Genomic DNA, 15388 nt, shown 5'->3' on the forward strand with positions numbered 1-15388 from the left:
AATAAAAAAAGGACATCAGCCTGAGCTGTGTCCTCCTAGGAATTGACTAAACATATTCGTTCTGCCAGATCCTCAATCGTCTCTCGCATGGCAAGCTTTTGGCGCCAAGTTTCCGGGATCGCTTCATATCCATATCCAAAAAAAACGCAGTGCGGGAGTAAAAACACTCCCACTCTGCGGATTTGTTGACTTGCAACCGAATTACTGAGGCGCTTGATTACTCCACGTCTTGCCGCCGTCAACGGAATACAACTTCTTGCCGTTCTCCGTTTTCACCAACAATTTTACGCCTCCCCTGTGAGTGAAGACTCCTTCTGTTGGTCCCTGACGATCCCCTTCCACAGGAGCCGTTCCTCTTGAAATGGTCACTTTGCCGTCAGCATCAATCGTTTCGTTTACCCCATTAGGTGCTTCTTGGCTCCAGGTTTTGCCGTCGTCTTCGGAGTACCATCTCGCACCGTCTTCCGATTTAACTAACAGGGTTGTGAACGAATTGGAGGCCGAAGCCGATACCGCACCGAGGGAAGCAACAAGCGCCCCGCATACAAGCAAAGTACCTAGTTTTTTCTTGTTGTTCATCGCAGATGGAAATTTGAATTTCATCGTGGGATACCTCCATTTTTTTGTGTTTTTATCAAGCAGCGCTGCTTACATGGATCATCGTACGGGATGAACCTTTAGCTAACCTTTGATTTGCAGAGAAATTTGCAGCAATATCTTCCATCGGTAAACCGTCCGGCCCTTAAGGTTATCTAAAGGGAAGCCATTTATAATTTCTTGTGAAGAGGGTCTATGCGATGAATTGGAGGTAAGAGGATTGAGGATTTTGCTTGTGGAAGATGAGGTTTTCATTGCAGAAGCCGTCGCTCAGGTATTGAAAAAAAGTGGCTACACGGTCGACTTGGCCTTTGACGGCGAAGAGGGGTTACATCACGGCCTTTCGGGAATTTACGATATTATCGTTCTGGATATTATGTTGCCCAAGATGGACGGACTCGCCGTTCTCCAGGAACTGCGGGACAACGACATCATGACCCCGATCATTTTGCTGACCGCGAGAGGGGGGACCGAGGACAAAATTCATGGGCTCGATTGCGGAGCCGATGATTATTTGGCCAAGCCGTTCCAAACAGATGAACTGCTTGCCCGCTTGCGAGCGCTTGGCCGGCGAGGAACGATATTGCATCTGGACGGACTGTTGACATGCGGCGACTTACAGCTGGATCCGCTTGCTCACATACTCCGATGCGGGGCTGATGAGGTCCAACTTCCTCCCAAGGAATCTCAAATGTTGGAACTGCTCATGCGCAGAAAGAACTTCGTCACCTCGAAAGAGATGCTAATTGAAAAAGTATGGGGCTATGAGACAGACGCGGACGAAAACCGTGTGGAGATGTACATTTCCCTCCTTCGTAAAAAGTTTGGAATGATGGGTTCAACTGTAATCATCCAAACGATTCGGGGAGCGGGATACATCCTGAAACCGTAGAGGGTGGGACTATGTTCAGTACGTTGCGGAATAAATTACTTTTTTTAAATCTGTCCATTACTTCAGGCGTCATCATTGCAGCATTCGCCTTTGTCTATTTCATTGCGTACAGCAATCTGCAGGCGGATATTCGTCAACGTCTTCATACTCAGCCTGAGACACAAATCCAAGTTGGGCCTGACAATCCAAATCAACCATCGGGACAAAACGGGAGTCCAACCACAGTAAGGCATAGGTTTGCGGATGATATCAGCACTTTTCATGTGGAAGTTGACGAAGACGGAAGGATCGTCCGTATCGAATCCGCCGTTAATTTGCCTGAAAGTGCATATCAACAGCTCGTGGAGATCGCTTGGAAGAACCAAGACGAGAATGAAATGATTAAACTGGAAGACAGAGAATGGCGGTATTCCGTCGCTCCCATCCGCGTTCAGGTCGTTGGCGAAGACGGGATTCCACAAGCCGTTAACGACCAAAACTACAGCCTCATTTTCCTGGATGTTACGGAGATGAACAGCACGCTAAATCAACTTCTTATGACCCTGCTATTCGTTGGCATCAGCACGCTGATTGTGATTTTGGGTGTGAGCTTTTACTTCGCTAACCGGGCGATCAAGCCAATCCAAGGAGCGTGGGAGAAGCAAAAGCAATTCGTAGCCGACGCCTCCCACGAACTAAAAACGCCGCTTTCGATCATCCATGCGAACTGTGACGCACTTGTCGCAAGTCAGGAAGATACCATTCAGAACCAAATGAAGTGGATTGATTACATTCGGGCCGGAACGGACCGGATGGGCAAGCTCGTCCAGGATTTGCTGATTCTTGCCAAAACCGACGATGAACGGATAACGCTGCACAAAGAACATTTTAACCTTAGTGAAGTTGTCGACACCGTCTCCCAGTCCATGGAAGCGGCAATAGCAAGCAAAAGGCTCTCCCTCACCCGTTCGATTGAGCCCGACCTGATCGTATCCGGGGACCCAGACGGTGTAAGCCAGGTGGTGGGCATCTTGCTCGACAATGCCATCAAGTATGCGAGTCCAGGCGGTTGGATTCGGCTGTCGCTGACAAGATCAGGCCGACGCATCGAATTTTCCATTACCAACAATGGGCGCGGAATTGCCAAAGAAGATCTTCCAAAGGTATTCGACCGATTCTTCCGCGCCGATCGCTCCCGCACGTATAAAGACGGCAGCTATGGCCTGGGCCTCTCCATCGCACAATCGATCATCAAACAACATGGCAGCGTGATAAAGGTCAGAAGTGTGGAGAATCAAGCGACTACGTTTTCGTTTTCGCTTGCCAAGTGATCCGCGGAATATCTCCAAAAATTAATATGAATTATTGAATTATTTTCCTCCTTTAGCAAACAATACATCACAACTTGGTAAAGGAGGCAGAGAGTTTATGTGTCAACGATTTTCCATGGCGGCCGAGCTGCCGGAGGTTCAGGAGCATTTTCAGATTGGACGGGTCATGTGTTACTATAAAAATCGCTTTAACATCAGCCCCACACAGCCCACGCCGGTGGTATTACAGCAGGACGGAGAGCGGGTGCTGGACGAATTCCGCTGGGGGCTCGTTCCTTATTGGGGCAAAGATGCGGTGAATGCCGATCTGCGGAACGTTCACCAGAATCCGACGTACCGTCGGCTCATCAGTACGCAGCGTTGTGTGATCCCCTGCAATGGCTTTTATTATTGGAAGAAGGACGGTAAGAAGGAATATCCCGTGCGCGTTGTGCTGAAAAACCGCGGTATCTTTGGGGTCGCTGGCCTGTACGAAGTTTGGCGGGATACGCGCGGCGAGCCGCTTCGCACCTGTACCCTCGTGATGACAGAGGCAAACCCGCTGATCGGGGAGTTTGAAAGCCGGATGCCGGCGATTTTGTCCCCCGAGGCTATGACCCGGTGGCTGGATGAAGAGGTTAGTGACCTCGACGCACTGGACCCCATCCTGCGGCCGCATGCAGCGGAGGAGATGCAGGCCTATCCCGTAACGCCGCTGATCGACAATGACCGGTACGATTCCGATGAATGCATCCGGGAGATGGACTTGGAGTTAGCTTGGGTGAAGCGTTAAGCGCATGGGGGCAACTTTGTTACATATACATGCAAAAAAAGCTCTTGGACGATCATGTCCAGGAGCTTTTCATTTGGCTTAATTTAATTAAGTCTGCCGTCTTATCGCTCTCCTTCAGAGCTTGCCATACCTTACATGCTCTGTAAAAGATAGTGTGACCGGAATCACCTTATCGCTCCTTTTCCAGCGTTATCTTCAATAGAGAGCTTCTTGGTAAGAAATAGATGGATTAGGAGGATGTAACATGGAGAAAATCGAGGTTAACTTTGAAAAAATGTATTATGGTTTCCCGGTCATTTTAACCAGCTTTTACGATGAAAATGGGGTTGCGCACGTGACGCCGTCCTCGTCCTCTTACTCGCTGAAGGACCTGATGGTGCTGGGCTACAACAGCAAAGGATTTGCCGCACAGCATCTCAAGGCGGGAACCGACTTCGTGGTGAACCTGCCGGATCGCTCCCTGCAGGAGGCAATAAACTATTGCGGTTCACGCTCCGGTGCAGAGGGCAGCAAATTCGCCGCAGCCGGCCTGACACCGGTAGCTTCGGAGCATGTCAATGCCCCGGCGATTAAAGAGTGTCCGATCTCCATCGCTTGCCGGGTTGTTGAAGTTGTCGAGAGCGAGGAATTCCCGGGGCTGACCCATATTTTTGGCCGAATCGTCAGCCGATCCGTCGCCAAGGAATATTTGAGCGCGGAGGGTCGTTTGCTGATCGACAAGCTGAACCCGGTGATATATGCCGGAGACGGGGTTAAGAAGGGGTTCCGGTTTTTGCAGCAGAGCTGACAGCGCAGTGATATTCTCTAGTTTCCTTACGCGAAAAAAAGCTGCTTCTTCGCTTCAATAGCGAGGGAGCAGCTTTGTTGCTTTACTGATCTAACAGCCAACGCCGCAGCACGTTCGCGTGATTATACACCGGGTCCTTGGCGGCATACAGCAAGGTGACCGGACGTTCGCGCGCGATTTCGCGGATCCGGTCCGCCAGCACGGCGCATTCCGGACTGCTGTTCAATTCGCGCAAATAGTTGGTGCTAAATTCCGCATACCGCTCCATCCGGTGCGCGAATTCCTTGCGCAGCTCCGGGCTGGGAGCGATTCCCTTCATCCATTCGTCAATCGCCGCATCGGCCTTGGTCATCCCGCGCGGCCATAGGCGATCCACGAGGATGCGGTATCCGTCCTCGGGGGCTGCCGTTTCGTAGATCCGCTTTACGCGGATCTGCTCTCCTAGCGTTGTTGCTTGGGGCAAGCCCGTTCCCGCCGCAAAACGCCGCACTTCGTCCGCTGTTGGCATACCCGCTTGAGCACCAAACTTCGTCACAGCCAGCGCGGAAGCCAGCGACGCATACTGTATGGCTTCTTCCAGACTTTGCCCCTGAACGAGAGCGACGGCCAGCGCAGCATTAAAACAATCGCCGGCCCCTGTCGTATCTACAACAGAAATGACATGTCCCGCCACGGTTCGAACCTCCCCCGCCTCAGCCAAATAGGCCGATCCATCAGCGCCCAACGTGGTCACAACTTGGGCCGCACCTCGTTCCTTGAGGCGCTGCATCGCCAGGCGGAGGAAGTCGCTGTTCACATCCGTCATGTCCAATCCTATCCCGGCGTATCTCCCCAGCTCCGTACGGTTCGGCGTTATATAGTCGATACAGCCATAAAGCTCTGCCGGAAGTTCCCGAGCCGGGGCAGGGTTTAAAATTACTTTCTTGCCCAACGACTTAGCAATTCGCGCTGCATATAACACCGTTTCCACCGGAATTTCCAGCTGGAGCAGCACGATATCGGCCTCCTTCAGCTTGTCCAAGTGCTGATCGATATCCGCCGGTGTCACCTGATCGTTAGCTCCGGGAACAACCAGAATACTGTTGTCACCATCGGCAACGTAAATTGAAGCAACACCTGTTGCCGTATCGGTCAGCCGTTTGACGCCGCTGACATCAATGCCTTCCTTGCGCAAGGCAGCCATCAGATCGTCTCCAAAAGCATCCGCCCCAACCGCACCAATCATTGAGGTGCTCGCCCCCAAACGAGCTGCGGCAACCGCCTGATTTGCCCCTTTGCCTCCCGGGATGAAGCGAACCCGGTCGCCCAGCAGAGTCTCCCCGATCTGTGGAATTTGCCGCGCCTCCACCACAATATCCATATTCAAACTGCCGATCACAGCCACCTTAGGTTGCGTCAAAGTCATAACCATCCGCCCTTAAACTTAGTTTCTGCCCTCAAGTTTATGCCAGAAGCTTGCTTTCAGCAAGTTGGAATCCAGAACAACAACCGTTGTGCAGCCCCTTTTCCACCATTATCCCCTTCAGTCAGATGGCATGCGAACTTGTAGTCTGATCGTGCGTTTTTGCATCATTATGTATCTGAATCAGGTCTACTCTCCACCTATTTTGTCCCCGCTCTCCATCGATCTCACCACCACCCGCTTCACCGCCTAACTCAGGTATTCCTGAACCAACGGGATAATGGTTAAAAAGAGGCCGCCAGAGAGCAACAACTCCAGTTAAAGGTCCAATAATCAAATAACCGGGACCCCAAGGCCCCGGTCGGCATGTGTATACTATAAAAACTGCACCCGCTTATTTAAAGCACCGCGCGGAACCATAAACGCCTGGGCCCGCTTAAACCCGACCGGCGCCCCGCGCACGATGGTCAGCGCTTTGTAGTATTCGATGAAGGGGAAGCCGGACGTTTCACCGCGCGCATAGGCGTACACGTTCATCGCTTTTACCCAGGTTTCATAGGCTTCTTCCGGGATATCCACGAACACCTCTGGCTGGAAGTCATACGGGTCCTCCCAGTTGTCGGTATAATAGAGCGGGCCGGAGTAGTGATTCGGCAGCGCCCGCTCTATCGTTTTCAGCGCCGCATAAAACCGGGCATCCTCAACGATGTAGTGTGTGTTCGAATGATCTTTATGCATCGAGCCCTTCCAATGCGTAATAAGAAGCGTCGGTTTCACTTCGCGGATGACATCCGCAACCTGATATTTCACCTCTTCATCAACTGGCAGCTCCGCATCCTTGTAGGCAAGAAACCGTACGTCGGCACCAACGATTTCGGCGAAACGGTGGGCCTCTTCGATTTTTTGCTTCGCATAATCGTCTGGGGACAGCTTAGGATGCCCCTTCTCGCCTGGCGTCAAGTGCAGGAAGGTCGCTTTATGTCCCGCCTGTACGTATTTTGCGATAACGGCCCCCGCTGTTAAATCCATATCTCCGGCATGCCCGCCGATGGCCAATATATGTTGTGGTTTATCCATTTCCATGATCCGGAATCTCCCTTCAAGTTGTAGTATTGTTGGCAATCAAAATATCCGCCACGCCTATTCTTTCAACCCAGAGTTCATCATGCCGCGGACGTAATATTTTTGCAGAATGATAAACACGATGAGGATCGGCACCGTCGAGATGACAAGTCCTGCCATCAGAAGCGGTTGGGTCAACGTCGGATCCAGGTGGTCCTTCAGCATTTGCACCCCAACGGGCAAGACCGCCAGCTCGGGATTTACTGAGTTAATGATCAATGCCCAAATGAACTCGTTCCACTGCCCAATAAATTCAAAGATCGCCAGAGTGGCTAACGCAGGCCCGGTCATCGGCAGAATGAGCCGGAAATAAATACGGAACTCCGATGCACCGTCAATACGAGCGGCTTCCAGGTACGCATTGTTGATCGTCATAATAAACTGCCGCATCAGGAATATGCCGTACGCGCTAACCGCAAAGGGGAGTATCAAGGACAGGATCGACGTCGTCATCCCGCCTACGCCCCCGTTGCCAAAGAGATCGTTACCACCTACCAATGGAAAATGCGTCATGATGTAAAAGTTCGGGATAAAGAACAGAAAGCTCGGAATCATCATCGTCGACAAAATAAACCGAAAGATCCCATCCCGTCCGCGAAACCGCAGTTTCGTCAGCGCATACGCCGCCATCGAGCTCGTCAGGAGCACCAAAATGGTGGTGATGACGGATTTGAGCAGGCTGTTTTTGAACAGCAACCCGATGTTTAACGATTCAAACGCCAGTTTGTAGTTGCCGAACTGGAACGTCTCCGGTAAAAAGCGATAGTACAAGCTGTTATACTCCGCCGGCCCCTTAAACGAGCTGAAGATCATATCCAGGAAAGGGAACAGCATCGCGATGGAGCCGATGACGATGATGGTGAAGGAAACCCAAGGCTTTTTTCTCCGTCGCATTAGTAGCTCTCCACCCCTCCCTGTCTAAAAAATCGCATTTGGATCGCCGTAATGATCATGATGCACACGAACAACACAAACGCCATCGCGCTGGCAAGGCCCCAGTTACCAAAGGAAAACGCCTGCTTATACATCTCCAAACCTGCAACATTGGTAGCATCGCCCGGACCTCCGGTGCGCGTCATGACCATGGTCAACGTAAACGACTGCAGCCCGCCGATAAACGAGGTGATCAGTACGAAGGTGATGGATGGCTTCAGCAGCGGCAGCGTAATCCCGAGGAACACCTTCCACACGCTTCCCCCTTCCAGATCCGCCGCCTCGTAGTAGTCTTCCGGGATGGCTTTGAGTCCGGCGGACAGGATCAGCATGGAACTGCCGATCCCGAGCCAGCCTCCAACCACAATAACCGACGTCAGCGCGGTGTTGGGGTCTTGCAGGAAGTTTTGCCGAGGGATACCTACCCAAGTGAACATTTCGTTGATCAACCCATTTGTTGGGTTGTACAGGTACAGCCAAATGTTGCCGATGGCGACAACCGTTGTGACCGACGGCAGAAAGTACAGCGTTCGCCATAGACCTTCCCAGCGCAGACGGGTGATGAAATAGGCGACTGCCAATGCACAGACAAACGAAATGGCTACCGTACCAAACGCAAACGTGAATGTGTTGGTCAAGATCGGATGCAGAAAGGTGGAATTCGCTGAAAACAATGTACGGTAATTGGCTAAACCTACCCACCGGATCGATGCAAGGTCAAAGCCGCCCCATTCCGTAAAGCTGAGAAACAGGGAGAAGATAAACGGGATCACCAGGAAGATCGCGTAAAATACAAACACCGGCGTCAGGAACAAATAACCAACCAAGCCTTCTCGATATGCTAAACCTAGCTTCTGTTTCATTGGCCGGTCCCCTTATTGTCCCAGCTTCGCCTGGATATCCCTCTGGGCATTTTCAAGCACTTCTTCCTTCGTGGCTTTGCCTGCCCACATATTTTCTATCTGCTTATACAAAATGTCCTGGATTTCCGAAGCGGTGGCCGGGCTTTGTTCAGGATTGGCGTATTGCAGCGCATCAGAGAACGTTTTGGCGATCGGGTCGGCGGCCAGCTTGTCTTGGATCGTCTGCGAGGCGAGATCGGTTTTGCGCGCTGGTACCGTATTAAAGCCTTCGATCAGGAAGTTCCCTTCCGGCGTCAATCCGTTCTTCACCTCCACCGAGTTAAACCACTTGAGGAACTTCCACGCCGCTTCTTGATGCTTCGACTTGGAGTTGACGCCCCAGGCCCAGGTATAGGCCAACGAGCCTTGAGTTTGACCGTCCGGTGAAGGCAGCGGGGCAGCGCCTACGTCGACGAAGCTGTCTTTCATGAGCGTTTTTAGGGAACCCGCCCACCAGCCGGCCTCAATCGTCATCGCCACTTGACCGGCGCCAAACGCCTTGGTCGTCTCAAACCCGATGTCGGAGATTCCGTTACTCCCGTAAACCTTCGAATAAAGATCGATCGTTTGCTTTGCAGCTTCACTATCGAGATTCGGCTTGCTTAAATCCTCGCTTAACAGCGTGCCTCCGGCTGTAGCCAGCAGGCCCATAAATGGCTGGACAACTTTACCGGCATAACCTCGCAAGAAGCCAAAACCTTGTACGGTGGTTTTGCCGTCCTTGTCTTTTTGCTCGATGGCCGAAGCCATTTGCAGCAATTCATCCCACGTTTTCGGCGGTGCTTCAAAACCTGCTTCCTTCAGCAACCGCTTGTTGTAGAACAGACCATATGCCTGCACTTCGGTCGGATAACCAAAGATTTGCCCGTCGATCGTTGCTGCAGCCACGGCGGATTCGGGGTAATTCTCTCTGATGTCAGCCGCAACATCCTCCGGTGCCGGAGCCAGCACCTTATTCTTGGATAGCTGTCCGCCCCATAAGGTGTACGTATGGACAATGTCAGCCACTTGACCGGCGGTCTGCTTGGTCATCATCGTGCTGAGCAGTTGGTCAAATTCGACCGGCGTCAGCTTCACCTGGATGTCGGGGTTCTCTTTGTTCCATTGTTCGATGTAAGGTTTGAGGAAATTCTCGTTTTCACCGGTATAATGCGAGAGCAAGGTGAGGGTCACTTTCGAGGAGGAACTCGCGTTGTTGCCGGATGAACAGGCGGTCATGCCGATGGCGCAGACGATCGTTAAAAGCCAAATGAACGTTTTTTTCACGCTTCTCCCTCCCAGGATCGGACTTAGGATCGTGTTTGCTTGTGGCTGTTCTGTTTTTACGCAAAGCGGATGAGGTGTTTATGCGAGGGTCTTGACCATGATGTCGAAGGTTCTTGTCACCGAAAAACCGGTTTGTTTGTACAGGTGCCCTGCCGGGCTCTGCTCGCCGGTCCAGAGAAACCAGGCTCCGTGCAGCCCGTGGGCGCGCATGGTGTGAAGGCAGTGATGGAGTAGAATTTTGCCGATGCCCCGGCCGCGTTGATCCGGATGAACACCAAATGGCCCAAATCGTTCGCGAATCCCTTCGTACCCGCCAAACAGGCAGAAGCCGACAAGCCGGCCGCGCTCACGGGCCACTAAAATTTGCTCCAGCGGCAACCCTTGAAGAATCCCTTCACGGATCGCGCGAGCCCAGTCCGGATTAAAAATCTCCAGATTAAAGCGGATTAATTCCGTCAAATCACTATCGTGCGCCGTGCGAAAAGTATAACCTTCCTCCTCCCTTTGCCGCTTCAGCGCTTCGACCTCGGGCGGAGTTTCATAACCCACCAGGCTGTAATCCATCGCAACGGCGGAGTACTGTTTGGTAAAGGCGTTTTTTTGTAGAAATGCCGCTCCTTTCGGGTATCCCGCTGCGTCGATGCCGGGCACGATGTAGTTCGGGGCGTAGGAAGCGAAAAACAGCTTCGTGCGGCCGTGCTCGCGTAAGAAGCGTTCAGCTTCAAGCAGCAACCGGCTGCCCACGCCCTGCCGTTCAAACCTGGGATCCACGAAGAAGAATGGAATCCAGCCGTTCTCCGGCTCCAGCTCTGTGCCGCTCATCGGAAGCTGCCGGCGCACCGCATAAACGCAGCCAACCAGCCGATCCGTCTCGTCGAAGGCGAGACGCAGGCCTTCTGGATCAAAGTTGGCGTCCAGCAGCACCAAATTCCGGAATCGCTTCGCCGTCACCGGGTCGAGGAGCAGCACGCGGTTCCAAAGCTCGACCAGCGGCCCTTCGTCGCCAGGCCGGTACCCCCGGGTTGCGATTTGTCCCATGATGATCCCTCCTGTTCTGTAGCGTTGAACTATTTTGAAATAAACTTCGCGATCAACGGTCCCTGTTGCCGCAGTTGCTATGCATCAGCAATCGCTGCGGCAACCGTGTTGTGAAACTTGGCACGCAAGCCGGCCACGGATCGATCCCTACCGTAATGAACGCGATTGGTAAGCAGGACGCAAGCCAGCTCCAGTTCGGGATCGATGTAGAGGCTGGTGCCGGTGAACCCGGTGTGGCCATAGGCCACCGGGGAGAGCAGGTCGCCGGCGGCGTCAAACGGATCGCCGCGCAGCACCCAGCCGAGGCCGCGGCAGCCGCCCGGCACGCCGTCCGTGCACGGCCGCGTGGCGGCTTCCACCGCCGCGGCCGAGAGCACCCGCCGGCCAGCGGCGGCACTGTAGCCGCGGCCGAGCCACAGCTCCGCGTACGATGCCAGATCGTCTGCGGTGGCAAACAGGCCGGCGTGCCCGCTGACGCCGGCCAGGGCCCGGGCGTTCTCGTCGTGGACGGGAACGCCCGCGGGACCCGCGCCAACCGCCGTGCCGGGCTCGGCGGTTGAGGCGAGACGCCGGCGCACCTCCGGCGCCGGTGCCGTGAGGTAGCCGCTGGACGCGAGACCCAGCGGCGTGAACAGCTCCGCTGCCGCCAGCTCCGGCAGCGGGCGTCCCGCTACCTTGGCGATGATCTCGCCAAGCAAAATATAGCCCAGGTCGCTATACACCACCCTAGCGCCCGGGGCCGCCTCCGGCGGAGCCTGGCAAATGTAGTCCACGATCTCCTCCCGGCTGAAGCCGTGGGAGTGCAGATCGTAGAACGGTGCCAGGCCCGCCGTGTGCGTGAGCAGATGCCGAAGCGTCATCTGCTTTCCCCTCGTCCCTGACCGCCGCTTCGCTTCTGCGGCGGCCAGGGGCGAGAGATATATCGCTGCCGGATCATCCAGCCGCAGCTGGCCTCGTTCGGCCAGCAGCAAGGTCAGCGGCAGCGTCACCACGATCTTCGTCAGCGAGGCGCAGTCGAAGATCGTCTCAAACGAGACCGGCGTCTGCCCGGTGTCGTCATCCACGGCGTTGCCGCAGGCGAAGCGAATGCGCCTGCCGCGCCGGGACACGACCGCAACTCCGCCGGGAGTCTCCCCTGCGCTCACCGCTTCGCGCAGCGTGTTCCCGATCCATGGGACTCGGGCCGGGTCCAGTCCCATGGCTTCCGCCGCTTCCGTATCCTCGAGCCAGTTCACTTCGCTCATCTGCACCCCTCCTTAGCGTTACGTACGGGAGCTTACCCGTGTAATCCGGTATAGACAGAAGGCATTTTTCTACGATGGAGGCCAACTGATTTGTACCGGCATGTTCACCACCCCCGCTCTCTTAAATCAGCTGATAGTTTTGCTCTTAGGGCAATTATAAAGACGTTGAAATTTTATTTCAATAAGAAAATATATTTTGAAATTTAATTCCGCAAAATTGTCCAATACTTCTCTTTAATCAACATTTTTCGCCACGTTTTTCTCACATCAACTTAACGCAAAAAGCCAGAGTTCTCGCATCCGAAATGCGAGAACCCTGGCTTGCTTTAACAGCTATGACTTACATAGAAAATTTTCTACTTAAGCTTGATGCGGAGCCGAAGCTTGTGCAGCTTGCACCGCACCTTCCTCGCCACCCTCTTTAGCGCTTTGAGGAGTTGGTGCCTGGTTCGAGGAACGAAGCGGCAGCTCGCGAAGGAAGAAGACCAGCACGAAGGCCACAACGAGCACCAATGTACCTGTTAAAAATACAGTAGATAACGTCGTTCCCAAGGCATCACGGATGCCTTGAATCATCTGCGCAAACAGCGGCTGTGCATCGGCCGGCAAACTAGCTTGCGTTTGCTCCAGCAGCGGTTTGTTCATCAACGTCTGCGGATTCGCGAAAGCCGTCATTTGCTGAACTACTTGCGGGTCCATCTGGCTCATATCCGGTGCAGACGAGGATTGCAGCGCCTCTTTCAGGTTTTTCGTCAAGTTGTTGGACATTACCGTCCCCATCACGGCGATCCCAATCGTACCGCCAAGGTTACGGAACAATTGCGTCGATGCAGTAACGACGCCCAGCTCTTTATGCGGCACGGCATTTTGCGTAGCCAGCGAGAACACCGGCATCCCAACGCCCAGGCCTAAACCAAATACGATCATACTAAGAATGGCAACCGGTACACTGTTCATGAAAATCATAATGACCATCCCGGCGATCATGATCGGAACGCCAAACAAGGCAAACTGTTTGTATTTCCCTTTCTTAGCAATCATTTGACCAGTGATAGCACTCGCGACAACCATGACGATAGACATCGGCATCGTTACGTAGCCCGCATAAGTCGGCGAAATGCCCAACACGCCCTGTACGAAGAACGATAGATAAATCAGGGCGCCCATCATCCCGAAGTTCATAATAAAACCGATAATATTCGAAATCGTCACCACATCGTTTTTAAACAAATGCATTGGCAAAATCGGATTTTTCGCCTTTAGTTCCACGAATACGAAGATCAAACCAGATACGACCGAGGCCACAAGCAGGCCGATGATTTGCGTCGAACCCCAAGCGTAGGTTGTTCCGGCCCAAGAGAAGGCCAACAGCAGCGGCACAATCGTCGTCGTCATGAATAGCGAGCCGACATAGTCGATACTTTGGGAGCTGCCGCGTTCCATTTTTGGAAACAGCGACAAAATCATAATAAATGCAACGATGCCCAGCGGCAGGAAGATCCAGAACAGCCAGTGCCAATCCATGTGATCGACGAGGTAACCGCCCAAGGTTGGGCCGAGCACGCTCGAGAAGCCGAAAATCGCGGTCATCAGACCCATCCATTTCCCACGTTCCCGCGGCGGGAACAAGTCACCTACAGCCGTAAAGGCCGTCGATTGGATAATCCCGGCACCGATCCCTTGAATCCCGCGGTAGGCGATGAACTGGAACACGTTCGAAGATGTCCCCGTCATAAATGCGCCCACCATAAAGAGCAATATCCCAATCAATAGAAACGGCTTCCGCCCGTACATATCGGACAACTTGCCGACCAAGACAGTAGCAATTGTGGACGTCAGCAAGTAAATGTTAATCGTCCAAGTATAATAGTCCATGCCGTCCAGAATCGAAATGATTCGCGGCATGGCTGTGCTCACGATCGTCTGGTTAATGGCGGCGAAGAACATCGCGGCCATGATAGCGATCATGATCGAAACTTTACGTTTAAGTGATAAATGTTCCATGTAGTTTCTCCATCTCCGTTATGATTTATTTTCTATATTTGCAAGCACCACGCCAAGAATTCGCCGCAAATGCTGTAGATCTTCCTCATGCAACTGATCAAAAATCCCCTCGAGCATCTCCTTCTGCCGCTCGGTGATCTGATTCATGATTTCTCTCCCCCGATCGGTAATCGAGATGTTGACAACCCGGCGGTCGTTCTCCCCGCGTTCACGGTTCACATATCCTTCCGTGACCAGCCGGTCCGTAATTCCCGTGATGGCTGCCGAGGTAATCCCCAAGCTCTCTGCAATCTGTGATACGGTATGCGTCCCGGAAGTATTGAGCATGTAGAGCATCTTATATTGCGGAAAACTAAGGTTAAACTCGCCCCCGCGTTTGTTCCACTCCTGGGTGATCGCCTTGAACAGCATTCGAAACATCGAGGTAACTTCGAACAGCTCTTCTTTTTTCACCATCGTCTCTCTCCTCCTTCCTGCCTTGAGCCGTTCGATTCGATTAATTTCATAATTTAATTACTTTACTACTTAAATATTTTAGCGGTTAATAATATACTCCTTAATAATTTTCGCGTCAAGCTTTCGTCCAAATATACTTTTTGGCAGCACAAAATGCAGTAACACTGTACAGTAACCCTGTACCCCTTTGCGCACCCCTTTTGCACCATTATCCCTTTCGTTCAGTAATTGGGGATTTATTCATTTAATTTATAGGGGATCATTTCATCCGACATATAGAAAAAGATGAGGTCTGGAATATTTTTCTTGATTAACGAACATATGTTTGGTATAATGAAATAAGAGAACGAATGTGCGCATTTCTGATTGTGGAGGGATCGGACATGGAGATCAGTACGAGTTCAGAGCTTCAATCTTTTAGCAGCCCTTTTCGAAGCGAAGCCGATTGCATCGAGGCGATCATCGCGATGAAGTGGCCAAATGGCTTTGTCTGCCCGCGCTGCGCTTATACCGAGTGCAACCGTCTGTCCACTCGACATATTCCTTTATTTGAATGTGGAAGATGCGGCTATCAAGCCTCGCCTTTGGTCGGTACCATTTTTGAAAGAACTCATCTGCCTTTGGTGAAGTGGTTTCAAGCACTGGAGCTGTTCCTGCTCCCAG

The 15388-nt window shown here is 52.7% G+C and carries 15 protein-coding genes; 5 read left to right on the plus strand and 10 right to left on the minus strand.

Going from position 1 to position 15388, the window contains the following annotated elements:
• Positions 1 to 201: 201 nt before the first annotated feature.
• Positions 202 to 603: a beta propeller repeat protein gene (locus tag PBA01S_RS21010; protein ID WP_036701194.1), complete on the minus strand. Its 402-nt coding sequence runs from the start codon at positions 601 to 603 to the stop codon at positions 202 to 204.
• Between the two features lie 214 nt (positions 604 to 817).
• Between PBA01S_RS21010 and PBA01S_RS21015 the strand changes: the two genes are divergently transcribed.
• The 4 genes from PBA01S_RS21015 (at position 818) to PBA01S_RS21030 (ending at position 4358) form a co-directional block, all read left to right on the plus strand.
• On the plus strand, positions 818 to 1489 hold the full coding sequence (locus tag PBA01S_RS21015; protein WP_127576664.1) for a response regulator transcription factor: 672 nt from the start codon (positions 818 to 820) through the stop codon (positions 1487 to 1489).
• A gap of 11 nt (positions 1490 to 1500) precedes the next feature.
• A complete protein-coding gene (locus PBA01S_RS21020) occupies positions 1501 to 2799 on the plus strand; it encodes a sensor histidine kinase (RefSeq protein ID WP_028540035.1) in 1299 nt (432 codons plus the stop codon).
• A gap of 97 nt (positions 2800 to 2896) precedes the next feature.
• Positions 2897 to 3571 (plus strand): SOS response-associated peptidase, encoded by a 675-nt coding sequence (locus tag PBA01S_RS21025; RefSeq protein WP_127576665.1) that lies wholly within the window; start codon positions 2897 to 2899, stop codon positions 3569 to 3571.
• A gap of 244 nt (positions 3572 to 3815) precedes the next feature.
• Entirely contained in the window at positions 3816 to 4358 is a 543-nt protein-coding gene (locus tag PBA01S_RS21030) for a flavin reductase family protein (RefSeq protein ID WP_028540033.1), read from the plus strand.
• 82 nt (positions 4359 to 4440) lie between these two features.
• Here the strand turns inward: PBA01S_RS21030 and rbsK are convergent, their stop codons facing one another.
• The 9 genes from rbsK to PBA01S_RS21075 form a co-directional block, all read right to left on the minus strand.
• Entirely contained in the window at positions 4441 to 5763 is a 1323-nt protein-coding gene (gene rbsK, locus PBA01S_RS21035) for a ribokinase (protein WP_127576666.1), read from the minus strand.
• A gap of 372 nt (positions 5764 to 6135) precedes the next feature.
• Entirely contained in the window at positions 6136 to 6843 is a 708-nt protein-coding gene (locus tag PBA01S_RS21040) for a PIG-L deacetylase family protein (RefSeq protein ID WP_127576667.1), read from the minus strand.
• 57 nt (positions 6844 to 6900) lie between these two features.
• On the minus strand, positions 6901 to 7776 hold the full coding sequence (locus tag PBA01S_RS21045) for a carbohydrate ABC transporter permease (protein WP_016311257.1): 876 nt from the start codon (positions 7774 to 7776) through the stop codon (positions 6901 to 6903).
• Entirely contained in the window at positions 7776 to 8678 is a 903-nt protein-coding gene (locus PBA01S_RS21050) for a carbohydrate ABC transporter permease (protein ID WP_028540031.1), read from the minus strand. Before PBA01S_RS21050 ends, PBA01S_RS21045 begins: the two co-directional genes overlap by 1 nt.
• 12 nt (positions 8679 to 8690) lie before the next feature.
• Positions 8691 to 9983: an ABC transporter substrate-binding protein gene (locus PBA01S_RS21055; RefSeq protein WP_127576668.1), complete on the minus strand. Its 1293-nt coding sequence runs from the start codon at positions 9981 to 9983 to the stop codon at positions 8691 to 8693.
• 78 nt (positions 9984 to 10061) lie between these two features.
• Complete coding sequence (locus PBA01S_RS21060) at positions 10062 to 11021, minus strand: GNAT family N-acetyltransferase (protein WP_127576669.1); 960 nt, start codon at positions 11019 to 11021, stop codon at positions 10062 to 10064.
• A 77-nt stretch (positions 11022 to 11098) separates the two neighbouring features.
• The gene (locus tag PBA01S_RS21065) at positions 11099 to 12265 is read right to left on the minus strand and encodes a serine hydrolase domain-containing protein (RefSeq protein ID WP_127576670.1); all 1167 of its coding nucleotides are present in this window, start codon (positions 12263 to 12265) and stop codon (positions 11099 to 11101) included.
• A gap of 360 nt (positions 12266 to 12625) precedes the next feature.
• Positions 12626 to 14269, minus strand: coding sequence for an MDR family MFS transporter (locus PBA01S_RS21070; RefSeq protein WP_016311252.1), 1644 nt, complete (start codon positions 14267 to 14269; stop codon positions 12626 to 12628).
• Positions 14270 to 14287: 18 nt separating this feature from the next.
• Positions 14288 to 14725, minus strand: a complete 438-nt coding sequence (locus tag PBA01S_RS21075) for a MarR family winged helix-turn-helix transcriptional regulator (RefSeq protein ID WP_009225490.1) — start codon at positions 14723 to 14725, stop codon at positions 14288 to 14290.
• 383 nt (positions 14726 to 15108) lie between these two features.
• Between PBA01S_RS21075 and PBA01S_RS21080 the strand changes: the two genes are divergently transcribed.
• The coding region (locus PBA01S_RS21080) for a transposase (RefSeq protein WP_164744227.1) at positions 15109 to 15388 on the plus strand (280 nt) is incomplete at its 3' end.

The sequence above is a fragment of the Paenibacillus barengoltzii NBRC 101215 genome (genome assembly GCF_004000745.1).
GTDB lineage: Bacteria > Bacillota > Bacilli > Paenibacillales > Paenibacillaceae > Fontibacillus > Fontibacillus barengoltzii.

What these genes read in the sequence shown, in the direction of transcription:
- PBA01S_RS21010 (WP_036701194.1), bottom strand. Translation starts at nt 603, where the DNA reads ATGAAATTCAAATTTCCATCTGCGATGAACAACAAGAAAAAACTAGGT.
- PBA01S_RS21020 (WP_028540035.1), top strand. Translation starts at nt 1,501, where the DNA reads ATGTTCAGTACGTTGCGGAATAAATTACTTTTTTTAAATCTGTCCATT.
- PBA01S_RS21025 (WP_127576665.1), top strand. Translation starts at nt 2,897, where the DNA reads ATGTGTCAACGATTTTCCATGGCGGCCGAGCTGCCGGAGGTTCAGGAG.
- PBA01S_RS21030 (WP_028540033.1), top strand. Translation starts at nt 3,816, where the DNA reads ATGGAGAAAATCGAGGTTAACTTTGAAAAAATGTATTATGGTTTCCCG.
- rbsK (WP_127576666.1), bottom strand. Translation starts at nt 5,763, where the DNA reads ATGACTTTGACGCAACCTAAGGTGGCTGTGATCGGCAGTTTGAATATG.
- PBA01S_RS21040 (WP_127576667.1), bottom strand. Translation starts at nt 6,843, where the DNA reads ATGGAAATGGATAAACCACAACATATATTGGCCATCGGCGGGCATGCC.
- PBA01S_RS21045 (WP_016311257.1), bottom strand. Translation starts at nt 7,776, where the DNA reads ATGCGACGGAGAAAAAAGCCTTGGGTTTCCTTCACCATCATCGTCATC.
- PBA01S_RS21050 (WP_028540031.1), bottom strand. Translation starts at nt 8,678, where the DNA reads ATGAAACAGAAGCTAGGTTTAGCATATCGAGAAGGCTTGGTTGGTTAT.
- PBA01S_RS21060 (WP_127576669.1), bottom strand. Translation starts at nt 11,021, where the DNA reads ATGGGACAAATCGCAACCCGGGGGTACCGGCCTGGCGACGAAGGGCCG.
- PBA01S_RS21065 (WP_127576670.1), bottom strand. Translation starts at nt 12,265, where the DNA reads ATGAGCGAAGTGAACTGGCTCGAGGATACGGAAGCGGCGGAAGCCATG.
- PBA01S_RS21070 (WP_016311252.1), bottom strand. Translation starts at nt 14,269, where the DNA reads ATGGAACATTTATCACTTAAACGTAAAGTTTCGATCATGATCGCTATC.
- PBA01S_RS21075 (WP_009225490.1), bottom strand. Translation starts at nt 14,725, where the DNA reads ATGGTGAAAAAAGAAGAGCTGTTCGAAGTTACCTCGATGTTTCGAATG.